General features: G+C 67.0%; 12 protein-coding genes. 5 read left to right on the top strand and 7 right to left on the bottom strand.

Annotation, left to right across the window (positions count from 1 at the left end):
• Positions 1–113: 113 nt before the first annotated feature.
• Complete coding sequence (locus tag AB0P21_RS27800) at positions 114–3,191, top strand: BTAD domain-containing putative transcriptional regulator (protein ID WP_363700156.1); 3,078 nt, start codon at positions 114–116, stop codon at positions 3,189–3,191.
• Here AB0P21_RS27800 and AB0P21_RS27795 read toward each other — a convergent pair.
• Positions 3,168–4,091, bottom strand: a complete 924-nt coding sequence (locus tag AB0P21_RS27795; RefSeq protein ID WP_363700155.1) for a cysteine synthase family protein — start codon at positions 4,089–4,091, stop codon at positions 3,168–3,170. The two genes, AB0P21_RS27800 and AB0P21_RS27795, sit on opposite strands and share 24 nt — an antisense overlap.
• A 4-nt stretch (positions 4,092–4,095) precedes the next feature.
• Positions 4,096–4,527, bottom strand: coding sequence for a MarR family transcriptional regulator (locus AB0P21_RS27790; protein ID WP_363700154.1), 432 nt, complete (start codon positions 4,525–4,527; stop codon positions 4,096–4,098).
• 93 nt (positions 4,528–4,620) lie between these two features.
• Between AB0P21_RS27790 and AB0P21_RS27785 the strand changes: the two genes are divergently transcribed.
• Positions 4,621–6,150 carry an LLM class flavin-dependent oxidoreductase gene (locus AB0P21_RS27785; RefSeq protein WP_363700153.1) on the top strand — a complete coding sequence of 510 codons (1,530 nt, stop codon included), beginning with the start codon at positions 4,621–4,623 and terminating at the stop codon, positions 6,148–6,150.
• Positions 6,151–6,253: 103 nt separating this feature from the next.
• Here AB0P21_RS27785 and AB0P21_RS27780 read toward each other — a convergent pair whose 3' ends face one another.
• A complete protein-coding gene (locus AB0P21_RS27780; RefSeq protein WP_363700152.1) occupies positions 6,254–6,880 on the bottom strand; it encodes a DUF6308 family protein in 627 nt (208 codons plus the stop codon).
• 223 nt (positions 6,881–7,103) lie between these two features.
• Here AB0P21_RS27780 and AB0P21_RS27775 point away from each other — a divergent pair, with 223 nt between their 5' ends.
• The 3 genes from AB0P21_RS27775 (at position 7,104) to AB0P21_RS27765 (ending at position 12,226) form a co-directional block, all read left to right on the top strand.
• A complete protein-coding gene (locus AB0P21_RS27775; RefSeq protein WP_363700151.1) occupies positions 7,104–11,243 on the top strand; it encodes a DUF6531 domain-containing protein in 4,140 nt (1,379 codons plus the stop codon).
• A 17-nt stretch (positions 11,244–11,260) separates the two neighbouring features.
• Positions 11,261–11,614 carry a hypothetical protein gene (locus AB0P21_RS27770; protein WP_363700150.1) on the top strand — a complete coding sequence of 118 codons (354 nt, stop codon included), beginning with the start codon at positions 11,261–11,263 and terminating at the stop codon, positions 11,612–11,614.
• A 390-nt stretch (positions 11,615–12,004) separates the two neighbouring features.
• Positions 12,005–12,226, top strand: coding sequence for a hypothetical protein (locus AB0P21_RS27765; RefSeq protein WP_363700149.1), 222 nt, complete (start codon positions 12,005–12,007; stop codon positions 12,224–12,226).
• 81 nt (positions 12,227–12,307) lie between these two features.
• Here AB0P21_RS27765 and AB0P21_RS27760 read toward each other — a convergent pair whose 3' ends face one another.
• The 4 genes from AB0P21_RS27760 to AB0P21_RS27745 form a co-directional block, all read right to left on the bottom strand.
• Positions 12,308–12,916: a DUF4291 domain-containing protein gene (locus AB0P21_RS27760; protein ID WP_363700148.1), complete on the bottom strand. Its 609-nt coding sequence runs from the start codon at positions 12,914–12,916 to the stop codon at positions 12,308–12,310.
• 14 nt (positions 12,917–12,930) lie between these two features.
• Positions 12,931–13,563 (bottom strand): LysE family transporter, encoded by a 633-nt coding sequence (locus tag AB0P21_RS27755; protein WP_363700147.1) that lies wholly within the window; start codon positions 13,561–13,563, stop codon positions 12,931–12,933.
• 143 nt (positions 13,564–13,706) lie between these two features.
• Positions 13,707–17,702, bottom strand: coding sequence for a UvrD-helicase domain-containing protein (locus AB0P21_RS27750; RefSeq protein ID WP_363700146.1), 3,996 nt, complete (start codon positions 17,700–17,702; stop codon positions 13,707–13,709).
• Complete coding sequence (locus tag AB0P21_RS27745) at positions 17,695–20,823, bottom strand: PD-(D/E)XK nuclease family protein (protein WP_363700145.1); 3,129 nt, start codon at positions 20,821–20,823, stop codon at positions 17,695–17,697. The genes AB0P21_RS27750 and AB0P21_RS27745 overlap by 8 nt, the downstream gene beginning before the upstream one ends.
• Positions 20,824–20,913 lie beyond the last annotated feature (90 nt).

Genomic DNA, 20,913 nt, shown 5'->3' with positions numbered 1-20,913 from the left:
TGCGTCGTTGGTGCCTCGTTGCTGTTGAGGAAGACTCTGCCCGAGAGGGTTTACGGTTTCTTTCCGATCCGCGGCGGGTCATCCGGAAACCCCCGGAAAGCTAGAGTGCGGCCATGCGTTTCGGGGTGCTCGGACCGGTGACGGCCTGGACGGACAGTGGCGAGCCGGTCACTGTCCCGGGTCTGAAGGTGCGTGCGCTGCTCGCGGACCTGCTGGTGCACGAGGGGCGGCCGGTGCCGGCCGACAGGCTGATCGACGACCTCTGGGGCGACGACCTGCCGGGCAACCCGGCCGGGACGCTCTCGGCGAAGGTGTCCCAGCTCCGGCGTGCGTTCGAGGACGCTGAGCCCGGCAGCCGTGCGCTGGTCGTCTCCGGACCGGCCGGGTACTCGCTGAAGGTCGACAGCGGCTCGTACGACGCACTGGGCTTCACCGCGCACCTGGAGCACGGGCGGTTCGAGGAAGCGCTGGCGCTGTGGCGGGGACCGGCGTACGCGGACTTCTCGGACGAGGCGTTCGTGGAGACCGCAGTGGCGCGGCTGAGCGAGCAGCGGCTCACTGCGACCGAGGACTACTTCGAGACTCGGCAGGACCACAACGCGTTGATCGGCGACGTGGCAGACCTCCTCACGGAGCACCCACTGCGGGAGCGGCTCCGTGCGGTCCACATGAAGGCGCTGTACCGCGCGGGCCGGCAGAGCGAAGCACTGGAGAGCTACGAGCAGCTGCGGACTCTGCTGGCAGACGAGCTCGGTCTGGACCCCACACCCTCGCTTGACGCGCTCCGGCAGTCCATCCTCACCCAGGAGCTGCCGCAGACCCGGCGACGCAGCAACCTGCCCGCCAAGCTCACCGAACTCGTCGGCCGCCGCGACGCGATCAGAGACGTCCAGAGCCGCCTGTACGCCGACCGCCTCGTCACGCTCACCGGGCCCGGGGGAGTTGGCAAGACCCGCCTGGCCCTTGCCGCCGCGGACGGCCTGGCGAGTCGCTTCCCCGACGGGGTGTTCCTGGTCGAGTTGGCAGCGGTCGCTCCCGAGGCGCTCAACGTCACCGGGTCGCTGGCGGACCTGGTGCAGGCAGCGCTGGACCTGCGGGACTCGGTGGGTGCGGGCGCAGGCTCTGGCGTACTGGCAGCGGCACTGCAACCGCTGGAGTTGCTGCTGGTGCTGGATAACTGCGAGCACGTAGTAGAGGCCGCAGCGGCTCTCACTGATGAGCTACTGGCCGCGGCGCCGGGACTGCGCGTACTGGCGACTAGTCGAGAGCCACTGGGACTCACTGGCGAGGCTGTCTGGAGTGTGCCGCCGCTAGAGGTGCCAGCGATGAGTGCTGCCAGGCCTGAGTTGGAGTTGTCCTCGGCTGTGCAGTTGTTCGTCGCCAGAGCATCAGCTGCCGACCGTGGGTTCGCCCTGGACGAGGAGTCGGCGGCAGCGGTTGCTGTGCTCTGCCGGCGGCTCGACGGGATTCCGTTGGCGTTGGAGCTGGCTGCGACCCGGGTGCGGGCGCTCGGCGTCCAGGGGTTGGTTGCACGGCTCGATGACCGGTTCCGGTTGCTGGCGACCGGGCATCGCGGTGCGGCGCCTCGGCAGCAGACGCTGATGGCGATGATCGACTGGAGCTGGGACCTGCTGTCGCCGTCGGAGCAGGCGGTGCTGCGGCGGCTCGCAGTACAGACTGATGGGTGTACTGCGGATGCGGCCGAGCAGGTGTGCAGCGAGGACGGGGTCGACGTCCTGGACGTCCTGATGCGACTGGTCGACCGGTCGCTGGTCGTGTCGGTCCATGGACCCGAGGGACCGCGGTACCGGCTGCTGGAGTCAGTAGCGGCGTACTGCGTCACCAAGCTGCGAGAGGCCGGCGAACTGGAGGCGGTCAGGCAACGCCATCACCAGTACTACGCGGAGTTCGCCGAGACGGCCAGGGACTACCTGACTGGGCCGGAGCAGGGCAGGTGGTTGCAGCTGCTTGATGCCGAGGCCGGCAACCTGCGCAGCGCGTTTGACGGCGCTGTGGCCAGTGGGGATCTGCTGCTGGCTGAGCGGCTTGCGGATGCGCTTGCCTGGTACTGGTTCCTGCGGGGGCGGTTTGCTGAGGCCAGGCGATCCCTGGAGGCACTGCCGGAGTCTGCGAAGGCTACAGCGTGGCTGGCCGGCTTCCTGTACGCGCAGGGGGATGTCAGCGCGGCTGCAGTGCGTGAGCGGGTTGGTGAGGTCGATGCACGGGCTGAGTGGTGGATCGCCTTCTCTGCAAGCGATTCCGGTGACCTTGCTGTTTGTCTGGCGCAGTTGGAGAGGGCACTGGCGGCGTTTGAGGCTGCTGGCGATCAGTGGGGGATTGCGGCCGTGCTGGCGGCTCGGGCGAAGCATGCGCACGTCCGTGCTGACCTGACGGGGCTTGAGGCTGATGCGGTCGAGAGTGCTCGGCTGTTCCGGCTACTGGGCGACCGCTGGGGTCTACTGCAGGCCACTGGGTGGCTTGGCGCTCTGGCTGAGCTCAAGGGCGACTTCGACGAGGCTGCGCGGCTGCATGCCGAGGGGTTGGAGATGGCGGAGGCGCTTGACCTCTGGCCAGAGGTGGCCGGGGAGCTGGGGTGGCTCGGCTGGACAGCAGTGCGGCAGGGCTCGTATGCCGAGGCGAAGGCCCTTGGGGAGCGGGCGTTGCGGTTGGCGACTGAGCAGGGGCATAGGTCGACCCAGGCGCTAGCTGAGCTGGTACTCGGGTTCGCTGCTCGGCGGTCGGGTGACTTGGAGTCTGCGGAGAGTCAGTTGCAGGCGACGATCGAGACGGCTCGCAAGCAGGACGAGCCGGTGCTGTACCTGTCGATCGTGCTGGATGAGCTCGGCTATGCGCTTGAGCTGCGGGGTGACTTGGCGCAGGCCAGGCCGTTGCATGCCGAGGCGTACCGGATCTCGCGCGAGTACGAGTCGCGGCGGGGGATGTGTTGGTCGCTGGAGGGTCTTGCGGCCTCTGTGGACGACAAGGCGGTTGCTGCGCGTCTGCTGGGAGTGGCGGCCGCAGTACGGGCTGAAGAGGGCTATGCGGTTAGTGCTGCGGAGCAGGTCGACATCGACCGGGCAGCTGGTGCTGCGCGGGCTGCGCTGGGTGGGGATGAGTTCGCGGCGCAGTACGAGGTTGGTAGTCGGTTGGAGCTGGACGAGGCGTTCTCACAGGTAGAGGTCGCCGGCTAGGTACTTGAGGCCGGTATCAGCTGCCACTGTGACGACTGTCTGCTCCGGGGACAGCTCTGACGCCATTTGGATCGCGCCCAACACGTTGAGAGCGGACGACGTACCGGCGAAGACCCCCTCCTGGCGGGACAGGGACTTGACCAGCTCGCGGGCTTCGGACTCGTCTACCGCTCGTGCCTCGTCGTAGGCGTCTTTGGTGAGCAAGGGCGGGACGATGCCGGTCGCAGTACCTTCGACGCGGTGTGGGCCACCGAAGCCTTGGGTGAGCGCGGGGGAGCTTGCGGGCTCCAGGGCGACTATGCGGTCGAGGTGTGGGCGCAGTACTTGGCCTACGCCGACCAGCATGCCGCCTGTGCCTACGGCGGCGGAGAAGGTGTGCAGCGCAGTACCGACTGTCTGGTCGAGGATCTCGCGGCCGAGCACCGCATAGCCGTCCAGCGCATCAGTGTTGTTGAACTGGTCCGTCCAGAAGGCGTTGTCGCTCGCGATGACCCGGTCGACCTCCTGGCGCATCCGGACGAACAGGTCAGGCGTGATCCGGCCGTGGTCGCTCGGAACCACCACCAGGTCGGCACCGAACGCTTGCATGGTCCGGAGCTTCTCCTGAGAGAAGGCATCAGAAGAGACGAGTGTGAGCGGGTAGCCCTTCACGGCGCAGATGAAGGCCAGCGAAGAGCCCGTACTGCCGCCGGTAAACTCCACTACGCGCTGACCGGGCCGGAGCACCTTGCGGCGTTCGGCTCCCTCGATCATCGCCAAGGCCATCCGGTCCTTGTAGCTGCCTGTCGGGTTGCCGCCCTCGAGCTTCACCAGTACCTGCGCCGAACCGGCCGGCACGATGCGCTGCAGCCGGACCAGCGGGGTGTTGCCGATCGCCTGCAGCGTCGAGGTGAGGATCATCGCTCTAGTCTGCGAACACAGCGGACGAGTCGGCAATGACCCGGTTCAGCGTCTTGGCGAATCTGTCGCGCTCGGTGGCCGGCAGGTCGGCGAGCAGCTTGTCGAGCCGCTCGGTCAGCTCGTCGTTGAAGCGGTGCAGGGCCTTGGAGCCCTCTGGGGTCAGCGTGACCTTCACCGCGCGGCGATCGTGCGGGTCGTTCTCCCGGACCACGAGGCCGCGCTGCTGGGCGCGGTCGACCAGGCCGGTGAGGCTCGACCGCTCCAGACAGAGCAGGCCGGACAGCTCCGCCATCCCGACCGAACGGCCGGCCAGGGTGCACAGCATCTGCGCCTGGGCGGCGGTGAGATCGCAGCCGCGGCCGACCTCGGCGTACAGGTTCTGCACCAGGAACGTCAGCCGGACCAGCCCGCTGGCGGCGCCCACGGTCTCCTTCACGGCGGCTCCCACTTGTGATTGTTCGTGGCACGAAGTAATTTGTTCGTCGAGTCAATATTACGTGGCACGAACTATTTAGGGTAGAGGTGGACGATGGACTACGGGCACGAGCTGGTGTTCGGCACGTTCCTCACGCCGGCGGTCGAGGACGCCGAGCGGGTGATCGCGCTCGCGCAGCTGACCGAGCAGGTCGGACTCGACCTGGTCACCGTCCAGGACCACCCGTACCAGCCGCGACTGCTCGACGCGTGGACGCTCCTGTCCGTCATCGCTGCCCACACGGAGCGCGTCTCGGTCTCCACCAACGTCGCCAACCTGCCGCTGCGCCACCCGGTCGTGCTGGCCCGCAGTGTCGCCACTCTCGACCGGATCACCGGCGGGCGAGTAGAGCTCGGACTGGGCGCCGGCGGGTTCCTGGAGGCGGTTGCAGCCAACGCTGGTCCCCAGCTGACGGCAGGGGAGAGCATCACAGCGCTCGAGGAGGCCATCGGGATCATCCGGGAAGTCTGGTCCACCACTGGTGGCGGCATCCGGCTGGAGGGCAAGCACTACACGGTCAAGGGCGCCAAGCGCGGGCCTGCCCCGGTGCACGACGTACAGATCTGGCTGGGCGCCTACAAGCCGCGGATGCTTGCGGTCACCGGGCGGCTTGCTGACGGCTGGCTGCCGTCGAGCGCGTATGCGCCGCCGGAGGAACTCGCGGCGATGAACAAGGCGATCGACGAGGCAGCCGTAGCGGCCGGGCGTGACCCGTCCGCAGTACGGCGGCTCTACAACATCTCCGGCAACTTCGCCGGCCACGGCGGCTTCTTGCAGGGGCCGGAGGAGCTCTGGATCGAGCAGCTGACCGAGCTGACGCTCACCGAGGGCATCAGCACGTACATCCTCGCGTCGGACGACCCAGACGACATCCGCCGCTTCGGCGAGCTTGCGCCCGCAGTACGAGAAGCAGTAGCCGCCGGCCGAACGACTACGACCACTATCACTCCGGTCGACACCACCGCTGCGCCTTCCCTTCCATCTGGGAACTTCAGCGTGGTTCCAACCCCGCCTCCCGCCACCAAGCGCAGCGCAATACAGCCATGGGACGAGTCAGACCGCCCCACCGGCCCCGCTCTCGACCCGACCCGCGTCTACTCACCCCAGCAGTTGGCGTCGGGCGAGCACCTGATCCAGGTCCACGACCACCTGCGCGCCGAGCTCGACCAGATCCGCGACCTGGTGGAACAGGTAGCCGCCGGCTCCCTCGGCGTCGGCCAGGCACGCTCCCACATCAACACCATGACCATGCGCCAGAACAACTGGACCCTGGGCGTGTACTGCGAGACCTACTGCCGCCTGGTCACCACCCACCACTCGATCGAAGACGCCGCACTCTTCCCGCGCCTCCGCCGAGCCGACCCAGCGCTCGCCCCAGTGGTCGACCGGCTCCAAGAGGAGCACCTGGTCATCCACGACGTCCTGGAAGGCGTCGACAAGGCGCTGGTAGCTCTAGTAGACGGCTCCGCCACTATCGACACCCTGCGGACCTCGGTGGACCTCCTGGAGGACACGCTGCTCTCCCACCTCTCGTACGAGGAGCGAGAACTGGTGGAGCCGCTGGCCCGCCTAGGCGTGATGTAGCCGCCTCGCGATCAGACCGAGCCCGAGAACGAGCACCGGAACGGCCAGCCACCAGCGGCGCAGCCGCTGCCTCCCGAGACGTGCAGCAAGGTTGGAGCGAGAGCTACTTGGCCTCACCGAGCAGCGAGGCGAGGATGTCGAGCAACCGCAGCGTCGGTGCCTCGGCCAGCACGCGCGCGGCCGACGTGGCCGGCTCGGCGATCAGCCGCACCTGGAGCAGCTTGAAGTCGCGAACGTTCGCCGGGTTGACCAGGTCGCGATGCACGGCGGCCAGGAAGTCGGGGCCGGCGGAGGCCTCGCTGTAGGTCATCCGGATGAAGCTGTCGCTGACCGGGAAGAGATACGGCCGCTTGAGGTGCAGCAGCTTCGCCTTCTTGGCGTGCCCGAAGCCGCGGTGACCGCCGAACTTCTCGTCCAGCTCGGTGGCCGCCTCGAACAGCGGCGTACCGGGTGCGGCGTCCTCCAGCTTCGCGTCGACCGGGACGGCGGCGAACTCCTTGTCCGCGTCCACCTCGAGCAACCAGGGGATGTCCGCGGCGCGCAGGTCGGCGCCGATCACCATCGTCCGCGCCAGGTCGTCGAGCGTGACCCGATCCGGCTCCGACCCACCGACGTTCGTCATCCCGGGCAGACCGTCGTAGTACTTCAGCACAGCGCCGTTCGTCTCCGCGTACAGCCGCAGCTGCGCGATGGCCTCATCCACGACGATCTTCCGACTACCGATGTTCATGGCCACACCCTCACACTCTTCGTGGCAGACCCGCCAGCCGGATTGGGCGATCCGACTTCGAATCCGAGCTACATCCGGATGCGGTGAATCGTAGGGGACGCCCACCCCCGACCCGGCACAGGGTGACATCCCCACTTGTCCACACCCTGTAACCACCCACCCCACAGCGCTCCCGGGGACCCATAAACTCTCTGTCACCACCCTTCACCGACAGGAGGCGAAAATGTCCCTTTCCCGACGCTGCCTCCTCCTGCTCCTGACCCTTCTCCTCCTCAACCCGCTGAGCATCGTGCGACCACCGGCCGCTCACGCCGAGGACGGCACCTGCATCCACGTCGACATGAGCATCACCGCCGGCGGCGAACTGCTGACCAAGGGTCCCCAGATCGCGAACGACGGCGGTTTCGGTCACGCGGGCACCGGCCAAACGTTCACCTTCCAGGCCCGCACCTTCGCCCCGGCCGCGAGCATCTGCATCATCCAGCTGACCGACGCGCGCACCTGGCAAGTCAGCGCCTGGCCCTGCACGAACCAACCGAAACCGAAGCCGGCGCGTACGCAGTCCCTGAGCTGGACCATCACGCTGCCACTCGACTGCAAGATGCCGTCCTCACCCGGGTTGCTGAGCGTTTCGCTCACCAACGGCAAGGGCGCCACCGGCGGCTACGTCAACATCTACGCGGGCGCACCCGGTTTCACCTTGCCCGACAAGCAGGCGAGAGGTCTGTTCGGGCCCTTCGCCATGCAATCCGATCCGGTCAACTCGCTGACCGGCGCGCTGGCCGCGGTCGAGACCGACGCGGCACTCCCGGGGCCTGGCGTCTCGCTGGCGGCCACGCGCACCTACAACTCCAACGACCCGACAGCTGGTCCGCTGGGTCCTGGATGGCGCCCGTCGTACTCCGATCGCCTCGCGCTCGCCGGCAACTCCGCGACCTATCTGGCATCGGACGGTCGAGAGATTGCTTTCAGCCGACGCCGCGGTGCCTTCGTCGTGGAACCGGGGGCGGCCCATTTCAACCTGGCCCAGGTCGGTACCGGCTACGTCCTGACCAGCTTCGACCAGCTTCGGATGCAGTTCTCCGCGACCGGTGACCTGCTCGCCGTGCTCGATCGCAACGGCCAAGGCATCAGAGTCGAGCGGTCTGACGGGCGAGTTGCCTCGGTGGCGAACGGTCGGCGCGCGTTGAAGTACGCGTACGACGATCAGGGCCTGATCACGGCCGTGACGCTCATCGCGCCCGGCGTCGAGTCCCGCAGCGTGAGCTACGCGTATGCAGACGGCCGACTTGTGTCAGTCACCTCTCCGGGTGGTTCGAAGGTCGCATACTCGTACGACGGCGCGGGCCGACTTGCCACCCAGACACCTGGTGCGGCCACCAAGCCCACGCTCACCACCGAGTACGACTCCGACGGTCGAGTGGCGGGCCAGACCGACGCCAACGGCGGGAAGACGACCTGGCGCTGGGAGCCGGCCGGAATCCGCGGTAAGTCGACGATGACCGATCCGGTCGGCGGCCAATGGATCAACGAGTACGAACGCAACTGGCTGGTGCGTCAGATCGATCCGACCGGCGCGACCGTGACGTTCCACTACGACTCGACCGGAAATCTCATCCGCGTTTTCGACGGACTCGGCCATGGCGCGCGGCATGACTTCGACGGCCGCGGTCGCCGGATCGCCTCGACAGATGCCACAGGCAACGTCACGAAGTACGGCTACAACGCTGCGAACGACCTGGTCGCGACCACGGACCCGATTGGCAGACAGACCACCTTCGCCTACGACCAGCGCGGCAACCTGCTGAGCACCGCTCTTGCCGGCCAAGTGTCGAGCGCGGTCTACGACAACCGCGGTCTGGTCACTTCGATGCAGGATTCTCTGGGTCGTACCACCCGGCTCGGTTACTCACCAGACGGTGACCTCCTCCGCGTCGCTGACCCCGCCGGACAAGTCGCGAGCTACGAGGTGGACGGCTGGGGCCGTCCGACCAAAGCCATCTCGTCTCGCGGGCAGAGCACTTCTTACGTCTATTCGGCCGACGGCCAACTGCTCGAGCAGCGCGCCCCGATGGGCGTCACCACCAAGCAGACCTACGACGAGCGCGGACGGCTCACCGCGGCCGTGGACCCGCGCGGCGGAGTGACTCAGCTTCGCTACGACGACGCGGATCAACTTGTAGGGATCAAGGGCCCTGACTCGTCACTCGTAGAGGCGGTCACCGAGTATGACGCCGCAGGCCGGGTCATCAAACACACCGACGCCAGCGGACGCACCCAGACCTTCGAGTACGACGGCGCCGGCCGGACCACGGCGACGACCTACGGCAACCGGACCTGGCATTTCGCCTACGACAAATCTGGGCGGCTGATCCGTACGACGCTGCCGTCAGGCAAGACCGCCTCGTTCACGCTGGATCCCCGCGGCGCGATGACGCGTCTGGACTATTCCGACAAGACACCGTCGGTCTCGATCGCCTGGGATGCGGTCGGCCGACGGACGTCGATGACCGACGCTCTCGGAGTCACCCGCTTCGGGTATGACCCCTTCGACCGACTCAGCTCTGTCACTCGCCCAAGCGCGACCGTCGCCTACCAATGGAATCGCGCCGGCAACCTCGCCTCGCGCACCGCCGCTGGCCACACAGAGAGCTACACCTGGGACCTGGCCGACCGGCTGAACGCGGCGAAAGTCGACGGCAAGACGCTCGCCTCGTACAGCTATGACCTCGCCCGCGGAGCGGTCACCGTCAAGAGATCCAGCGGCCTGACGGAAACCCGCTCGTACGACGCACTCGAGCGCGAGTCCTCGCTGAAGCTGACCAAGGGCGGCAAGAGCCTGCGCGAGGTGACCTCCGAGTACGACGCCGCCGGCAACCTCGTCCACTCAAAGGATTCGATCAGTGGCTCGACCGCCTATACCTACGACCCACTGAACCGCCTGACCGAGGTTTGCTACAAGGCCGACAAGTGTTCGAGCGACGCGACCGACTACCTCCGCTACGCCTACGACGGTGCCGGCAACCGCACCTGGGAGAACCGTCCCGACGGCAGCACCTGGTCCCTCTACGGTTCAGGCAGTGAGCTACTCGCCTCCATCGCGGCCCCGAAGGACTACCCGCGAGTCCCGCCTGTCGCGAGTTCCTACACCTATGACCCGGACGGCAACCTCTCCTCCGACGGCACCACGAAGTACACCTGGAGCGCCGCAGGCAAGCCAACGTCCTCCACAACAGCAAATGCCACAACGACCTATGCCCACACCGGCGATGGCCGCCGCGCCACCTCAACCTCCGGCGCCCAGACCACGGCCTATCTCTGGGACCCGCTGTCCCCGCAGATCCTCCAGACCGCCACCGGCAAAACCGCCCAACGCTACAGCTACGGCGCCGGCCTCATCGCCCAAACCACTTCCAGCGGAACAACTGAACTTCTGTCCGGCCGCGCCGGCTCCCTGGTCGCCACCAGCGGCAAATCGCTGACCCACCACGAATACGAGCCGTACGGCACCCCTCGCCAACCACCCGGCGACACTCCCAAGCCCACCGCCCCCACCTACGCCGGCGCCCTCCAACTGCCCAACGGCAACTACTTGATGGGCCAACGCGAGTACAACCCGTCCACCGCTACCTTCCTCTCCCCGGACCAAGGCGGCAGCTCCCAGTCGTACGCCTACGCGGCCGGCAACCCCATTTCGAACAACGACCTCCAGGGCCTCGACAACATCGAAGGCACCCTCACCGATGTCTCCACCGTCTCCGGCTGGACCTCAACCGCAGCCCTGGGTGGCGCCGTCGCATGCACCCTCATCCGCTCCTGCGCACCAGCCGTCCCGATCTTCCTCCAGGTCTCAGCCGCCACCGGCATGCTCTCCGCCGGCACCGCCGGCGTCCTCGACTCCAAAGCCTGCGTCGTCAAAGGCAACTGCTCAGCCTTGGCTGCCGACATAGCCGTCGGCGTAGTCGCCAGCCGTTTCCCGGCAATTGGACGAACTCGGGCAGACGCTGTCGCTCAAGCAGCGCGGCTGGGGCCCGACTCGGCTCGCAACAACGTCGCACGACAGGGACTGTCGAATCAACTTTGGGGTGTGGAGGGCCGTAGCATCTTTACGGACGCTGGGTATCTCAAGGCGGAGGTAATCGATGAATCGATCCGGATCATCGATGCCAAAAGCCTTCGTAATAAGCCGCTCCGTAACGTCCTGATCAGTGACGGTAGCGATATAAACGACTGGGCGAAATATTCGACCAAGACCTACAGGAGTTCGCAGGGGCCATTTCAGGTGCACTTCTACTACAATCCAGTGACTGGGCGAGTGCACTATGACACCGATTACAAGGTGATATTCAATGTCGCGAGGTGAGTGTGAAGGTTCGATGTGTGTCGATCATCAATCCAGCGACTTTGGAGCGAGTTGCTGACAGTCCCTGGGTGAGGATTGGGCAGGTGTACACCGTTCTCGAGGTGAATGCCTCGCCTGAGCATAGATTCGCGGTCCGGCTCGATCTGGGCAACGAGGCACCCGGTCTCTGGGATTCGGAGATGTTCGAAACGACCGATTCTGCGATCCCGTCTGTCTGGGTCGCTGAGTTCCGCGACGGCGGTTCGCTTCGACTTGCTCCGCCACGCTGGCTCGCGCAGGGGTTCTGGGAGAGTTACTTCGAGAACGACCCTGACGCGGTCGCGGTCTTCGAGGAGGATCGGCAGCGCATCCGAAACGAGTCGGCAGACTAGTGCGCGCGTTGGCTGTGGGTTCGAACTGACGAGTGTTGTCGACGAGTGGGGCGACGACCTGAGTCCGGCGGAACTGGCAACGAATTGGGAGTCGAGGGCAAGGCTCTGACCCAGAAGTTCAGGGTCAACTCCAGAGGTAAGATCATCGACGATCCGGGTAGCGTCTGGTTCCCAGTTCACTCCGGGCGGTTAATGATGACGGTCATTAGAATTGGCTATTGGGCTGGAGTCGAACCCGGGTGGTCGGACGTTCGCGACTTTGTGGATCCAGCCTGGGATGAGAAGGAGTGAATCAATACGGTTCTCTACCTTCGGCAGGGACTCGTGGCGAGGGCTTACCTTGGCTCATCCGAGTGCAGGTTCTGTGGCAAGCGCAATGGTTCGCTGGAATTGACCGACATGGTCTATCTGTGGCCCGAAGGACTCGAGCACCGCGTCAAAGACCACGACGTGCGCCTGCCTGCGCAGTTCGTGAAGCATGTGCGGGCCCAGGCCTTGAAGATGGATGACCTTGAGGTCGATGACTCGTGGTGGCGCGATCTGAGGCCAGGTTCTGAGTTCGGGTTGGTCGACGAGAAGTCGAACCAACTGCCGCATGACCGGCTGGCTTGACTGGCTTCGGCCATGCCCGAGCGGACGTGGTACCGGCTGGGTGCGGCGCGGACCGAACCGGATCGTCTGTGCGTGTGGTTGTCAGGTGGGGCTGGCGGCTATGTGGGTGGTGAGCAGCTGGGGTAGAGGGTAGGGGCGTTCGGTGGGGAGGCGTGACGCTGCTTCGGCTGGGGAGGTGCGGGTTAGGGCTTGGATGGTGTGCATTTCGTCGGTGAGGTCCTCGATGGAGGTGATCCAGTCGTTGACGTAGAGGGGGACTGCTTCGCCGGAGAGGCCGATCTGGATTGAGCGGGCGGTTGGCTGGGGTTGTAGGTGGAGGGTTTGTTCGGGGTCCCATTGGATGCGGACGGGGGACTGGTGGAGTTCGGTGCGCCAGGCTTCTGAGGATGCGTGGTGCTTGCGGTCGTAGTGGCTCAGGCAGCTGTGGGTCAGGGCCCATTCGAAGCCTTCGCGGGTGATGCGGATTCGCAGGACGCGGGTTTGGCCGGGCTTGGTGGCCCAGCCTGAGCGGTAGGCCATCCAGAGGAAGGATGGCTTGATCCAGGTCATGCGGGTCAGGCTGAAGGGTTCTACGAAGGTGCCGGCGCGGAGGGCGGGGTCGGCGATTTCGGGTAGGTAGGCCTGGTAGACGGTGATGGTGTCGTCGTCGTACGCGGCTCGGATCTGTCGGGACGGGGTTGCTGTGGGCATGGTGTCAGTTTCGGTTAGAGGGTGGTCAGAAGTAGGTGTAGGGCGAGGGCTGTGATCAGGAGGCTGGATAGGAGGGCGGTCGCTAGGCGGGCCGTTGGGGTGGTTAGTAGACGGCCTAGGAGGGCGCCGCTGGTTGCCAGGGCTAGTTGCCAGGAGGCTGAGGCTGCGAAGGCGGCTACGGCGAACGCTGATTGCTCGAGTGGGGGCGGGGCGGTGGTGTCTTGGCCGGCCAGGACCAAGGCGGTGAAGTAGATGACGGTGGTGGGGTTGAGCATCGTCATGCCTAGTAGGGCGAAGTAGGCGCGGCGAGGGCTGGGTGGGGTCAGTGAGGTTGGGGTGGCGGACTGGAGTCGGCGGTGCTGGATGATGGCTGTGATCGCGCTGCGGGTTGCCAGGCCGATCAGGACGAGTACCGAGGTCCACTTCAGGGGAACCGTGATCGGTTCGATAAGTGGGACCAGGGCTGAGCCGCCGATGGTGGCGAGGGCGGCGTAGAGGCCGTCGGCTGTTGCTACGCCCAGGGCGGCGAAGATGCCGAGCTTCAGCGAGGTGCGGGCGGTGAGGGCGATCAGGTACGCCGCGATTGCTCCGACAGGGATGGCGATGCCATAGCCGGCCAGGAGCCCTGCGACCAGGGCCGCGGTCACGAGCGGGAGTTGGCTGGCCTCCGGGCTCGGCCGGTCTGCTGCTGGACCCGCACCGGACGAGCGGTGGAGGTCAACAGTAGAAGGGCTTTCGTCGTGGTCATGCTTCGATCGTGCCGGTGTGCTGGTGCTGTCGGCAAGTGGATTTAGAGCTGGTGGGCGTGGGCTGTGGTGGGTGCCAGGAAGAGGAGGACCGGGCGGCCGGTGTTGGGGAGCAGGGCTTTGTAGGTCTGGAGTTGAGGGGCGTAGTGGGCGACGCGGGCGTCGAGAGCTGCGGCGGGGATGGCGTCGGTTTTGTAGTCGACGATGATCAGGGTGCCGTCGTCTTCGCGGTAGATGAGGTCTACGAAGCCTTCCAGGACGGTGCCGTCTGGTTGAAGGGTGCCTACGTAGGACTCTCGCCAGTGTTCGCGGGCTGCTGCGCGTTGGACTACGTCTGAGGTGAGGGCTGAGCGGACCAGGGCGGTGACTACGTCGGCGTACTCGACAACACCTTCCGCGATGCATTGGGAGGAGACGGCTGCGTCCAGGCCAGCGCCGGTGGAGAGGTCGACCACCTGGAGTACGCCGTGGACTGCGCGGCCGATCGCTGTGCCGTAGCGGCCCTTGGACCAGGGAGGGAGCTCTACGTCGCGTGGGGCCTTGGCGGATCCGGGGTCGGCACCCTGGAGGGCAACGGCTGGGCCGGTGCCCTCTAAGCCGGAAGCGCTTTGGGCGGAGCGTTTGCGGCTGGCCTGGCGGGCCTCTGTCACGCGGGCATTCCATTCGGCGCGGTTGACGGGTGGTCGCACCTGGGGCGTGTTGCCGGCGGTCTCGGGGGATGCCGTGATTGCGGGGCCGTTGAAGAGGATCGGGTCGGCGGCCGTGGCTGCGTGGGCGGAGGCGAAGAGTTCGGCGTTGCTGGAATGGCGGCGGGTGCCGGAGCGGTGAAGAGAGACGACCAAGTGGTCGCGGGCGCGGGTGGCGGCGACGTACAGGAGGCGGCGGCGTTCGTAGTCGTCCATTTGCTCGTCGACTGGCTGGACCAGGTCGAAGTCCTCTGTCTGGACGGAGGACTTGAGCTTGACCGCGTAGCCGCCGTCGGTCGGCCAGATGACCTGTACGCCGCGTTGACGGTTCGGGGCGGCGGTCATGCCGGAGAGGATGACGATCGGGAACTCGAGGCCCTTCGCGGCGTGGATCGTCATCACCCGTACTGCGTCGGCATCGGTCTCGGGGAGGACTGCTTCGGCGACTCGGGAGGCTTCTTCGCCTTGGTGTGCTGCCCAGGCGAGGTAAGAACGGAGGCCGCCGTGTTCGACCTCTGACCAGGCGCGGGCTTGGTCGACGACGAACCTGACTCGGCGCCAGGCGTCACGGGCGCGGGGGCCGGTGGCGGCGACTTCGAGCATGCGGCGGTCGGCGACGATCTTGCCGAGTACCTCGCTCGGGGTGAGCCAGCGGGAGGCGTAGTACGTGCGGCGGAGCCACTCCATCGCCTCGCCGACCGGGTGGGTGAGGAGCGCGTCGGAGACGGGGGCGGTGAGGTTGAAGGAGCCGCCGGATCGCTTCCAGGTGAAGAGATCGTCGTCGCCGCAGCCGAAGAGTGGGGAGCGGAGGGTGGTCACCAGGGCGAGTTGGTCGCTGGGGTCGCCGAGGGTGCGGGCGCAGGCGAGGAGGTCGCGGACCTCGGCGGTTTGGTAGACGAGGGAGCTGGCCTCGGCGCGGTACGGGATGTCGGCGCGGTCGAGGGCTTCTTCGAGGAAGGGGAGGGAGGTGCGGGCGGGGACGAGTACTGCGATGTCGCCGGCGCCGGCGGGGCGCCAGGTGGCGGTTTTTTCGTTGTAGATCTGCCAGTTTTCGGTGAGGGCTTGGTGGATGACGGCGGCTACGTCGGCTGCTTCGCGTTCGCGGAGGATGGAGGCTTGGGCGCGGGGGAGGTCTTCGTGGGGGGTGGCGCCGAGGATGGTTACTGCGGGGGAGGTGGGGTTGGGAGTGCTGTCGGTGGTGCTGGGGGTGTGGGGTGCCGGGGCGCTGGTGGGGTTGGCGTTAGTGGGTGGGGCGGTGTCGGTGGCGCTGGTGTGGGTTGCGCTGGTGTCGGTGGGGAGGGCGGGGACTGAGGTGAGGTGTCGGCGGATTGGGGTGACGCTGGCGAGGTGGGAGTCGTCGGCTGGTGCCTCGGGTGGAGTCGGTGGGCTGATGGCGTCAGATGGTGTTGTGGGTGGGGCTTCGTCGGTGTCGTCGGAGAAGTCGAGGAAGGAGAGTTGGTCGCCGGCCACTGGGGTGCTGTGGTCGGGGATCGGGGGAGACGGGCTGGTGACGTCTGACGCGGTGGGGTGAGACACGGCGTCGGATGGGAGGTTGCTTGTGGCGGGGTGTGCGGTCGCGGGGTGCGCGGCGGGGGTGTTGTCTGTGGCGGGGTGCTGGGTGAGGTTCGCGGCGGGGGTGTTGTCTGTGGCGGGGTGCTGGGTGAGGTTCGCGGCGGGGGTGTTGTCTGTGGTGGGGTGCTCGGCGGTGGGTGCAGGTGTGGTCGGGGTGGGGGTGCCGGGAGGTGCGTTGTGGTTGGGGATCGGGGTAGGCGGGATGGTGGGGTTGGGCGCGATGGGGGTGGACATGGCGTCGGACGGAAGGTCGTCGGTGGTGGGGTGTTCGGTGGCGTCGGGCGCGGGGTCGTCGGTAGTGAGGTGTTCGGCGGCGGGGCCTGCGGTCTCAGTGGGGTGCGGACTGGATGTGGTGGGCGCGGTGGGCGCGATGAGAGGCAGGGGTGCTGGTGGGCGGTGGGGCGTTAGCGGGTGGTAGGTGGGTTGGGCGGAGGGTTCGGGGGTGATGAGGGTGGTGAAGACGGTGTTGATCCAGTCGAGGACCGGGGGGACGGTGCGGAAGTTGGTGGTGAGGGTGACTGTGTCGCCCAGGAGGTCTTGGGCGGTCAGGTAGGTGGCGATGTTGGCTCGGCGGAAGCGGTAGATCGACTGTTTGGGGTCGCCTACTACGAAGAGGCTGCCGTCGGGGATTTCTATGTCTCGCCAGTCGGGGGCGTCGGCTTGGGCGCCGCCGGCTATCCGGACGGCGAGTTCGATCTGGATCGGGTCGGTGTCTTGGAACTCGTCCAAGAGTAGGTAGTGGTAGCGGTCCTGGAGGGCTGCGCGGACGGAGGGGGAGCGGCGGAGCAGGTCGCGGGCCAGGACGAGGAGGTCGTGGAACTCCAGGCGGCCTTCGGCTCGGCGGAGTTCGGCGGACTCGAGGACGCGGACGGCGAGCCAGTGGGAAAGGTGCCGTAGGCAAGCATCCAGGAGGAGTTCGACCAGGGAGCCGGCCACGTCGACGACCTCGGCGCAGTCGCCGCGGAGTTTGGTGATGTCGGGCCAGTTCTCCTTGCGGCCGATCTTGCCGACCTTCAGTGCGCGCAGGCGGTGCAGGATCGCGAGTTGGGTCTCCTGGTCCGTGGCCGTGTCGAGCATCAGGCCGAGGTCGCGGATCTGGTGGATCTTCGCCAGCAGGCGGTCGTCGTCGGCGAGGCAGTTGGCGCTGGTCGCACCGATCTGGGCGGCGGCAGCGATCAAGCCGTTCAGGTCTGGCATGGCGACGAGTTCGGGTGGGTCGACCAGCACGCGTTCGCCGATCAGGTCCCAGTCGTTGCCGAACAGGCGGGCCAATGAGCGCAGGTGCTTTAGTTCCACGCCGACGGCCATGGCGAGCAGCAGCGGCTCGGCGATGGAGTCGTCGTCCAGCAACTGTTGCTGCAGCTCGGACCAGCGCTCTTCGAAGGCGACTGACGAGCCGACTTCGTCCAGTACGTCGATCAGCGGTGGCAGCTCGGCCTCGATCGGGTGCGCCAACAGGATCTGTTGGGCGAAAGAGTGCAGGGTGCCGATCGATGCCGAATCCAGGTCGTCGAGCGCGTCTTCGGCGGTGGAGCGCGATGGGCCCTTCCGTGCCTTCTCGAACTCCACTCGCAGACGGTCTCGCAGTTCGGCGCCGGCCTTCTCGGTGAACGTGACGGCCGCGATAGTCCGCAGCGGTACGCCGTCGCGCAGGACCAGCGTGATGACGCGCTCGACCAAGGCGTGCGTCTTGCCGGAGCCTGCGCCCGCTTCGACGAACAGGGTCGACGAGGTATCGGTGCGGATCCGCTCGCGGGCATCGGCATCCAGGAGCTCAGACATCGCTCGGCACCTCTCCAGCCAATACAGGCATTGCAGTTGGGTCGATCAGCTGGACCAGACGGGACAGGGTCGGGTCGTGGCGTTTACGCTCCCACCGGGCACGTACTTCGCTGTGACCGATTCCGTCGGGGTTGCAGTACGGACATTGCACCCAGAGGAAGTCGGGGATCTCGGGCGCCTTGGCGGGGAAGTACCCGGCGGCGATCGACGAGACGATCACGTCGAGAGTGTCGACATACCGGGCCTCGACCTCGGGCGTGAGCGGGACGGGGATCCGGCGACCGCCCTTGCGGACGAACCAGTACGACGCCTCGACCGGTGTCGACGCCTCGCCCAGCCGGGCGCGGGCGGCGTACGCGTAGACCGGAAGTTGCAGCTTCGTCCCGGCGGCGACCGGGTCTGACTCGATCGCCTCGTACCGCGAGAAGCCGCCGGTCTTCACGTCGGTCACGTACAGCGTGCCGTCCTTGCCGAGGTCGACCTTGTCGGCGGATCCGCGCAGCAGCACTCGGCCGGACGGCACCGGGATCTCCACCGGCGGCTCACCGTCGACGCCGAAGCGCAGCTCACTCGCCACCACCGACGCGTTGTGTTCGAACCGCCATCGCTCGTCGTCGGCGAGCAGCACCAGCAGATCGCCGAGGATCCGCAACCGTTCGCGTTGCCACAGCCGTGGATGCCCGGTCAGCCCCTCCGCCTCGAAGCCGTCGGCCTTGTCAGCTCCGATCGCCAGCAGCAGCGACTGCTGCTCCGCGGTCCACGGCTCGCCGAACCCAGGCAGCGAACCGCTCAACCGGCTCACGAACGCGTCCAGGCTGTTGTGGATCAGATTGCCCACTTGCAGAGGCGAGATCACCAGCAGATCTTCGGGCGCCTCCAACGGCTCGACCTGCAGCAGCCGCTCGACGAAGTACGCATGAGGGCAGCTCGCATACGACTCCAGCGAGGTCGGCGACGCGATCCGGTCCTCCAGCGCGTAGTCCGGCAGCCCCGGTACGCCGGACAAGTTGCCATCGAAGCGCGTGAACTCGTCCCCACCCCGAGCGCGCAGCAACACCCGTGCCCGATCGACCACGTCGTCGGCCAGCGTCAGCCCGGCCGTCAATGCGCGCACCCGCCAGTCCTGCTCGGTCGCCGGCAAGGTTGTCGTGGTCAACGATCCCGCGTACGACGCTGAGGTCAGCAACCGATCCCCGTACGCCGCTTGGTCCCACTCGGTCGCAGCCATCGCATGGTCCCCGGTCAGCGAACGCAAGGTCCCGAGCAGCCACCGCGTCGGCAGCCGCCGGCTCGACCGCCGCAGATCGCCCCGCGGGAACGACGCCACCACCCGAGATGCGCCGGCCGAGAACGCGACCAGCAGATGCCGTTGCTTCTCGTCCAACCGATCGCGGAACGACGCCAGCTCGGGCGCAGTCGCCTCGCGCACCCGATGGGGGAGCAGTGCATCCTCGTGCACCTTGCCGGGATACAGATCCTCCGACAGTCCGACCACGAACACGAGATCCACCGACAACCCGATGCTCGCCGACAACGGCGCCACCAGTACGCCGGTGCCGAACGTCCCGACTCGCGGCAATGACTGCTGCAACTCGAGATCGAGCACGTCACGCAGTACCGACAAGCTGGCCGGCGTCCCGAGCTCGTCGAGTGTCGACAGCCCGCGCAACGACCCCTCGACCGCGACTGCCGCGTACTGCTCCTCCACCGGCAACGCGGACGCATCGCCGAGCAGCGCTTGGAAGAGCGCGAGCACCGAATGCGCCAACTCCGACCAAGTCCCGAGCTGCGAGGCGCCGATCAGCCGCCGCCGCAGCTCGATGGCGAACTCATGCAGCTTCTGCCCATTACCTGCGTTGTACTGCGCTCGCCGGATCGCGCCGATGATCGGATCGTCCGAGGCTTGCTCCTGCTCAGCAGTCCGGCGCTCCGACTCGACATAACGCTTCAGCCGCTCGTCCCAGTCGTCGCCACGCACCACCCCGGCGGCCCGCGACAGCCGCTCCCATTGCGGCACGGGAATCCGTTCACCGGTGAAGTCGCGGGTCGGCGCGTTCGCCAGGGCGCGGAAGAGGTCTGCGCGTGGCAGATCGTGGTCGACCAGCGCGAGCACTTCGAGCAACGTGCGCGCGATCGCGCGTTCGTGCACTGGGCGCGTGCCCGGCCCGTTGACCTCGATCTTGGCGGCGGCGAAGTGCTCGTGCAGCAGACGCGCGTACGGCGTCGCCGCGGAGTACAGGACCGCGATCCGGTGAGCAGGCGTTTGTTTCAGCGACGCGACGACATCCCTGACCACACAGCGCACTTCGTCGTCGGCGTCGGACGCGTTCAGCACCTTCGTGGCGACCGGATAGTTCTTGGAGATCGAGGTTGGCAGGTCTATCCCGATCCGCTCCAGCGAACGCCGGACAGCCCGATCCGCGCGGCGTACGTCGGTGAGGCCGACGATCACCGTGAGGTCGGCCGCAGCGTCGCCCAATGCCGAGACGAAGCCGGCTTCGGCCTGGGTCAGCTCTTGCGGCAGATACAGCACCAGGGCGCCGAGCTCGGTCACCACACTCGACTCGCGCCGCGCAGCCGACAGACCGTCCGTCGACTGGGTCAACACGGCCGAGGCTGCGTGCAGCAACTCGGTCTCGTCGTACCAATCAGAGCGCAGTTCGTCCGTCACGTGGCGATGGAGTCTGACCAGATCCGGACCGAGAGTCGATGCCGAGGACACCTTGTCCAGCGCGGGAGAGGTGAGATCGCGCAGCTCGCGATGGGCTGCAGCAAGCGCTTGGATCGTGGACGGGTGATCGGCAACGGCCTTGAAGACGCCCGGTGCCTCGGACAGCGCAGTACGCCAGGTCGCCGCGACGATCGGCCGGGTGGCCGGCCGTCTGGGCGCGAGGGTGCCGGCCGCGAGTTGCTCGGCCAGACGTGGCAACGTGGCCAGGTAGAGAGCGCCGATGGTCGACCGGGCCAGAAAACGCCGTGCGGTAACGCCTGCCAGGTTGTTGGGCAGCAGCAAGGTCACCGGCGTCATCGGATCGTTGCGTTTGAGCTCGCCGACGACCGCGCCGAGCTTGTCCAGCGCGGCCGCGCCGTACGCCGTGGTCTCGATCCGGGTCGTGCTCACGATGCCCCCTTCGGAACTGTTCTCCCAGACGCTAGACCACCGCGCGGACAAATTCCCGAGCCTTGGCGGAGACTGTGGAAAAGCGGCCCG

The organism is Kribbella sp. NPDC056861 (assembly GCF_040687575.1).
GTDB lineage: Bacteria > Actinomycetota > Actinomycetes > Propionibacteriales > Kribbellaceae > Kribbella.
This window is presented reverse-complemented; position numbering and strand designations above follow the sequence as displayed.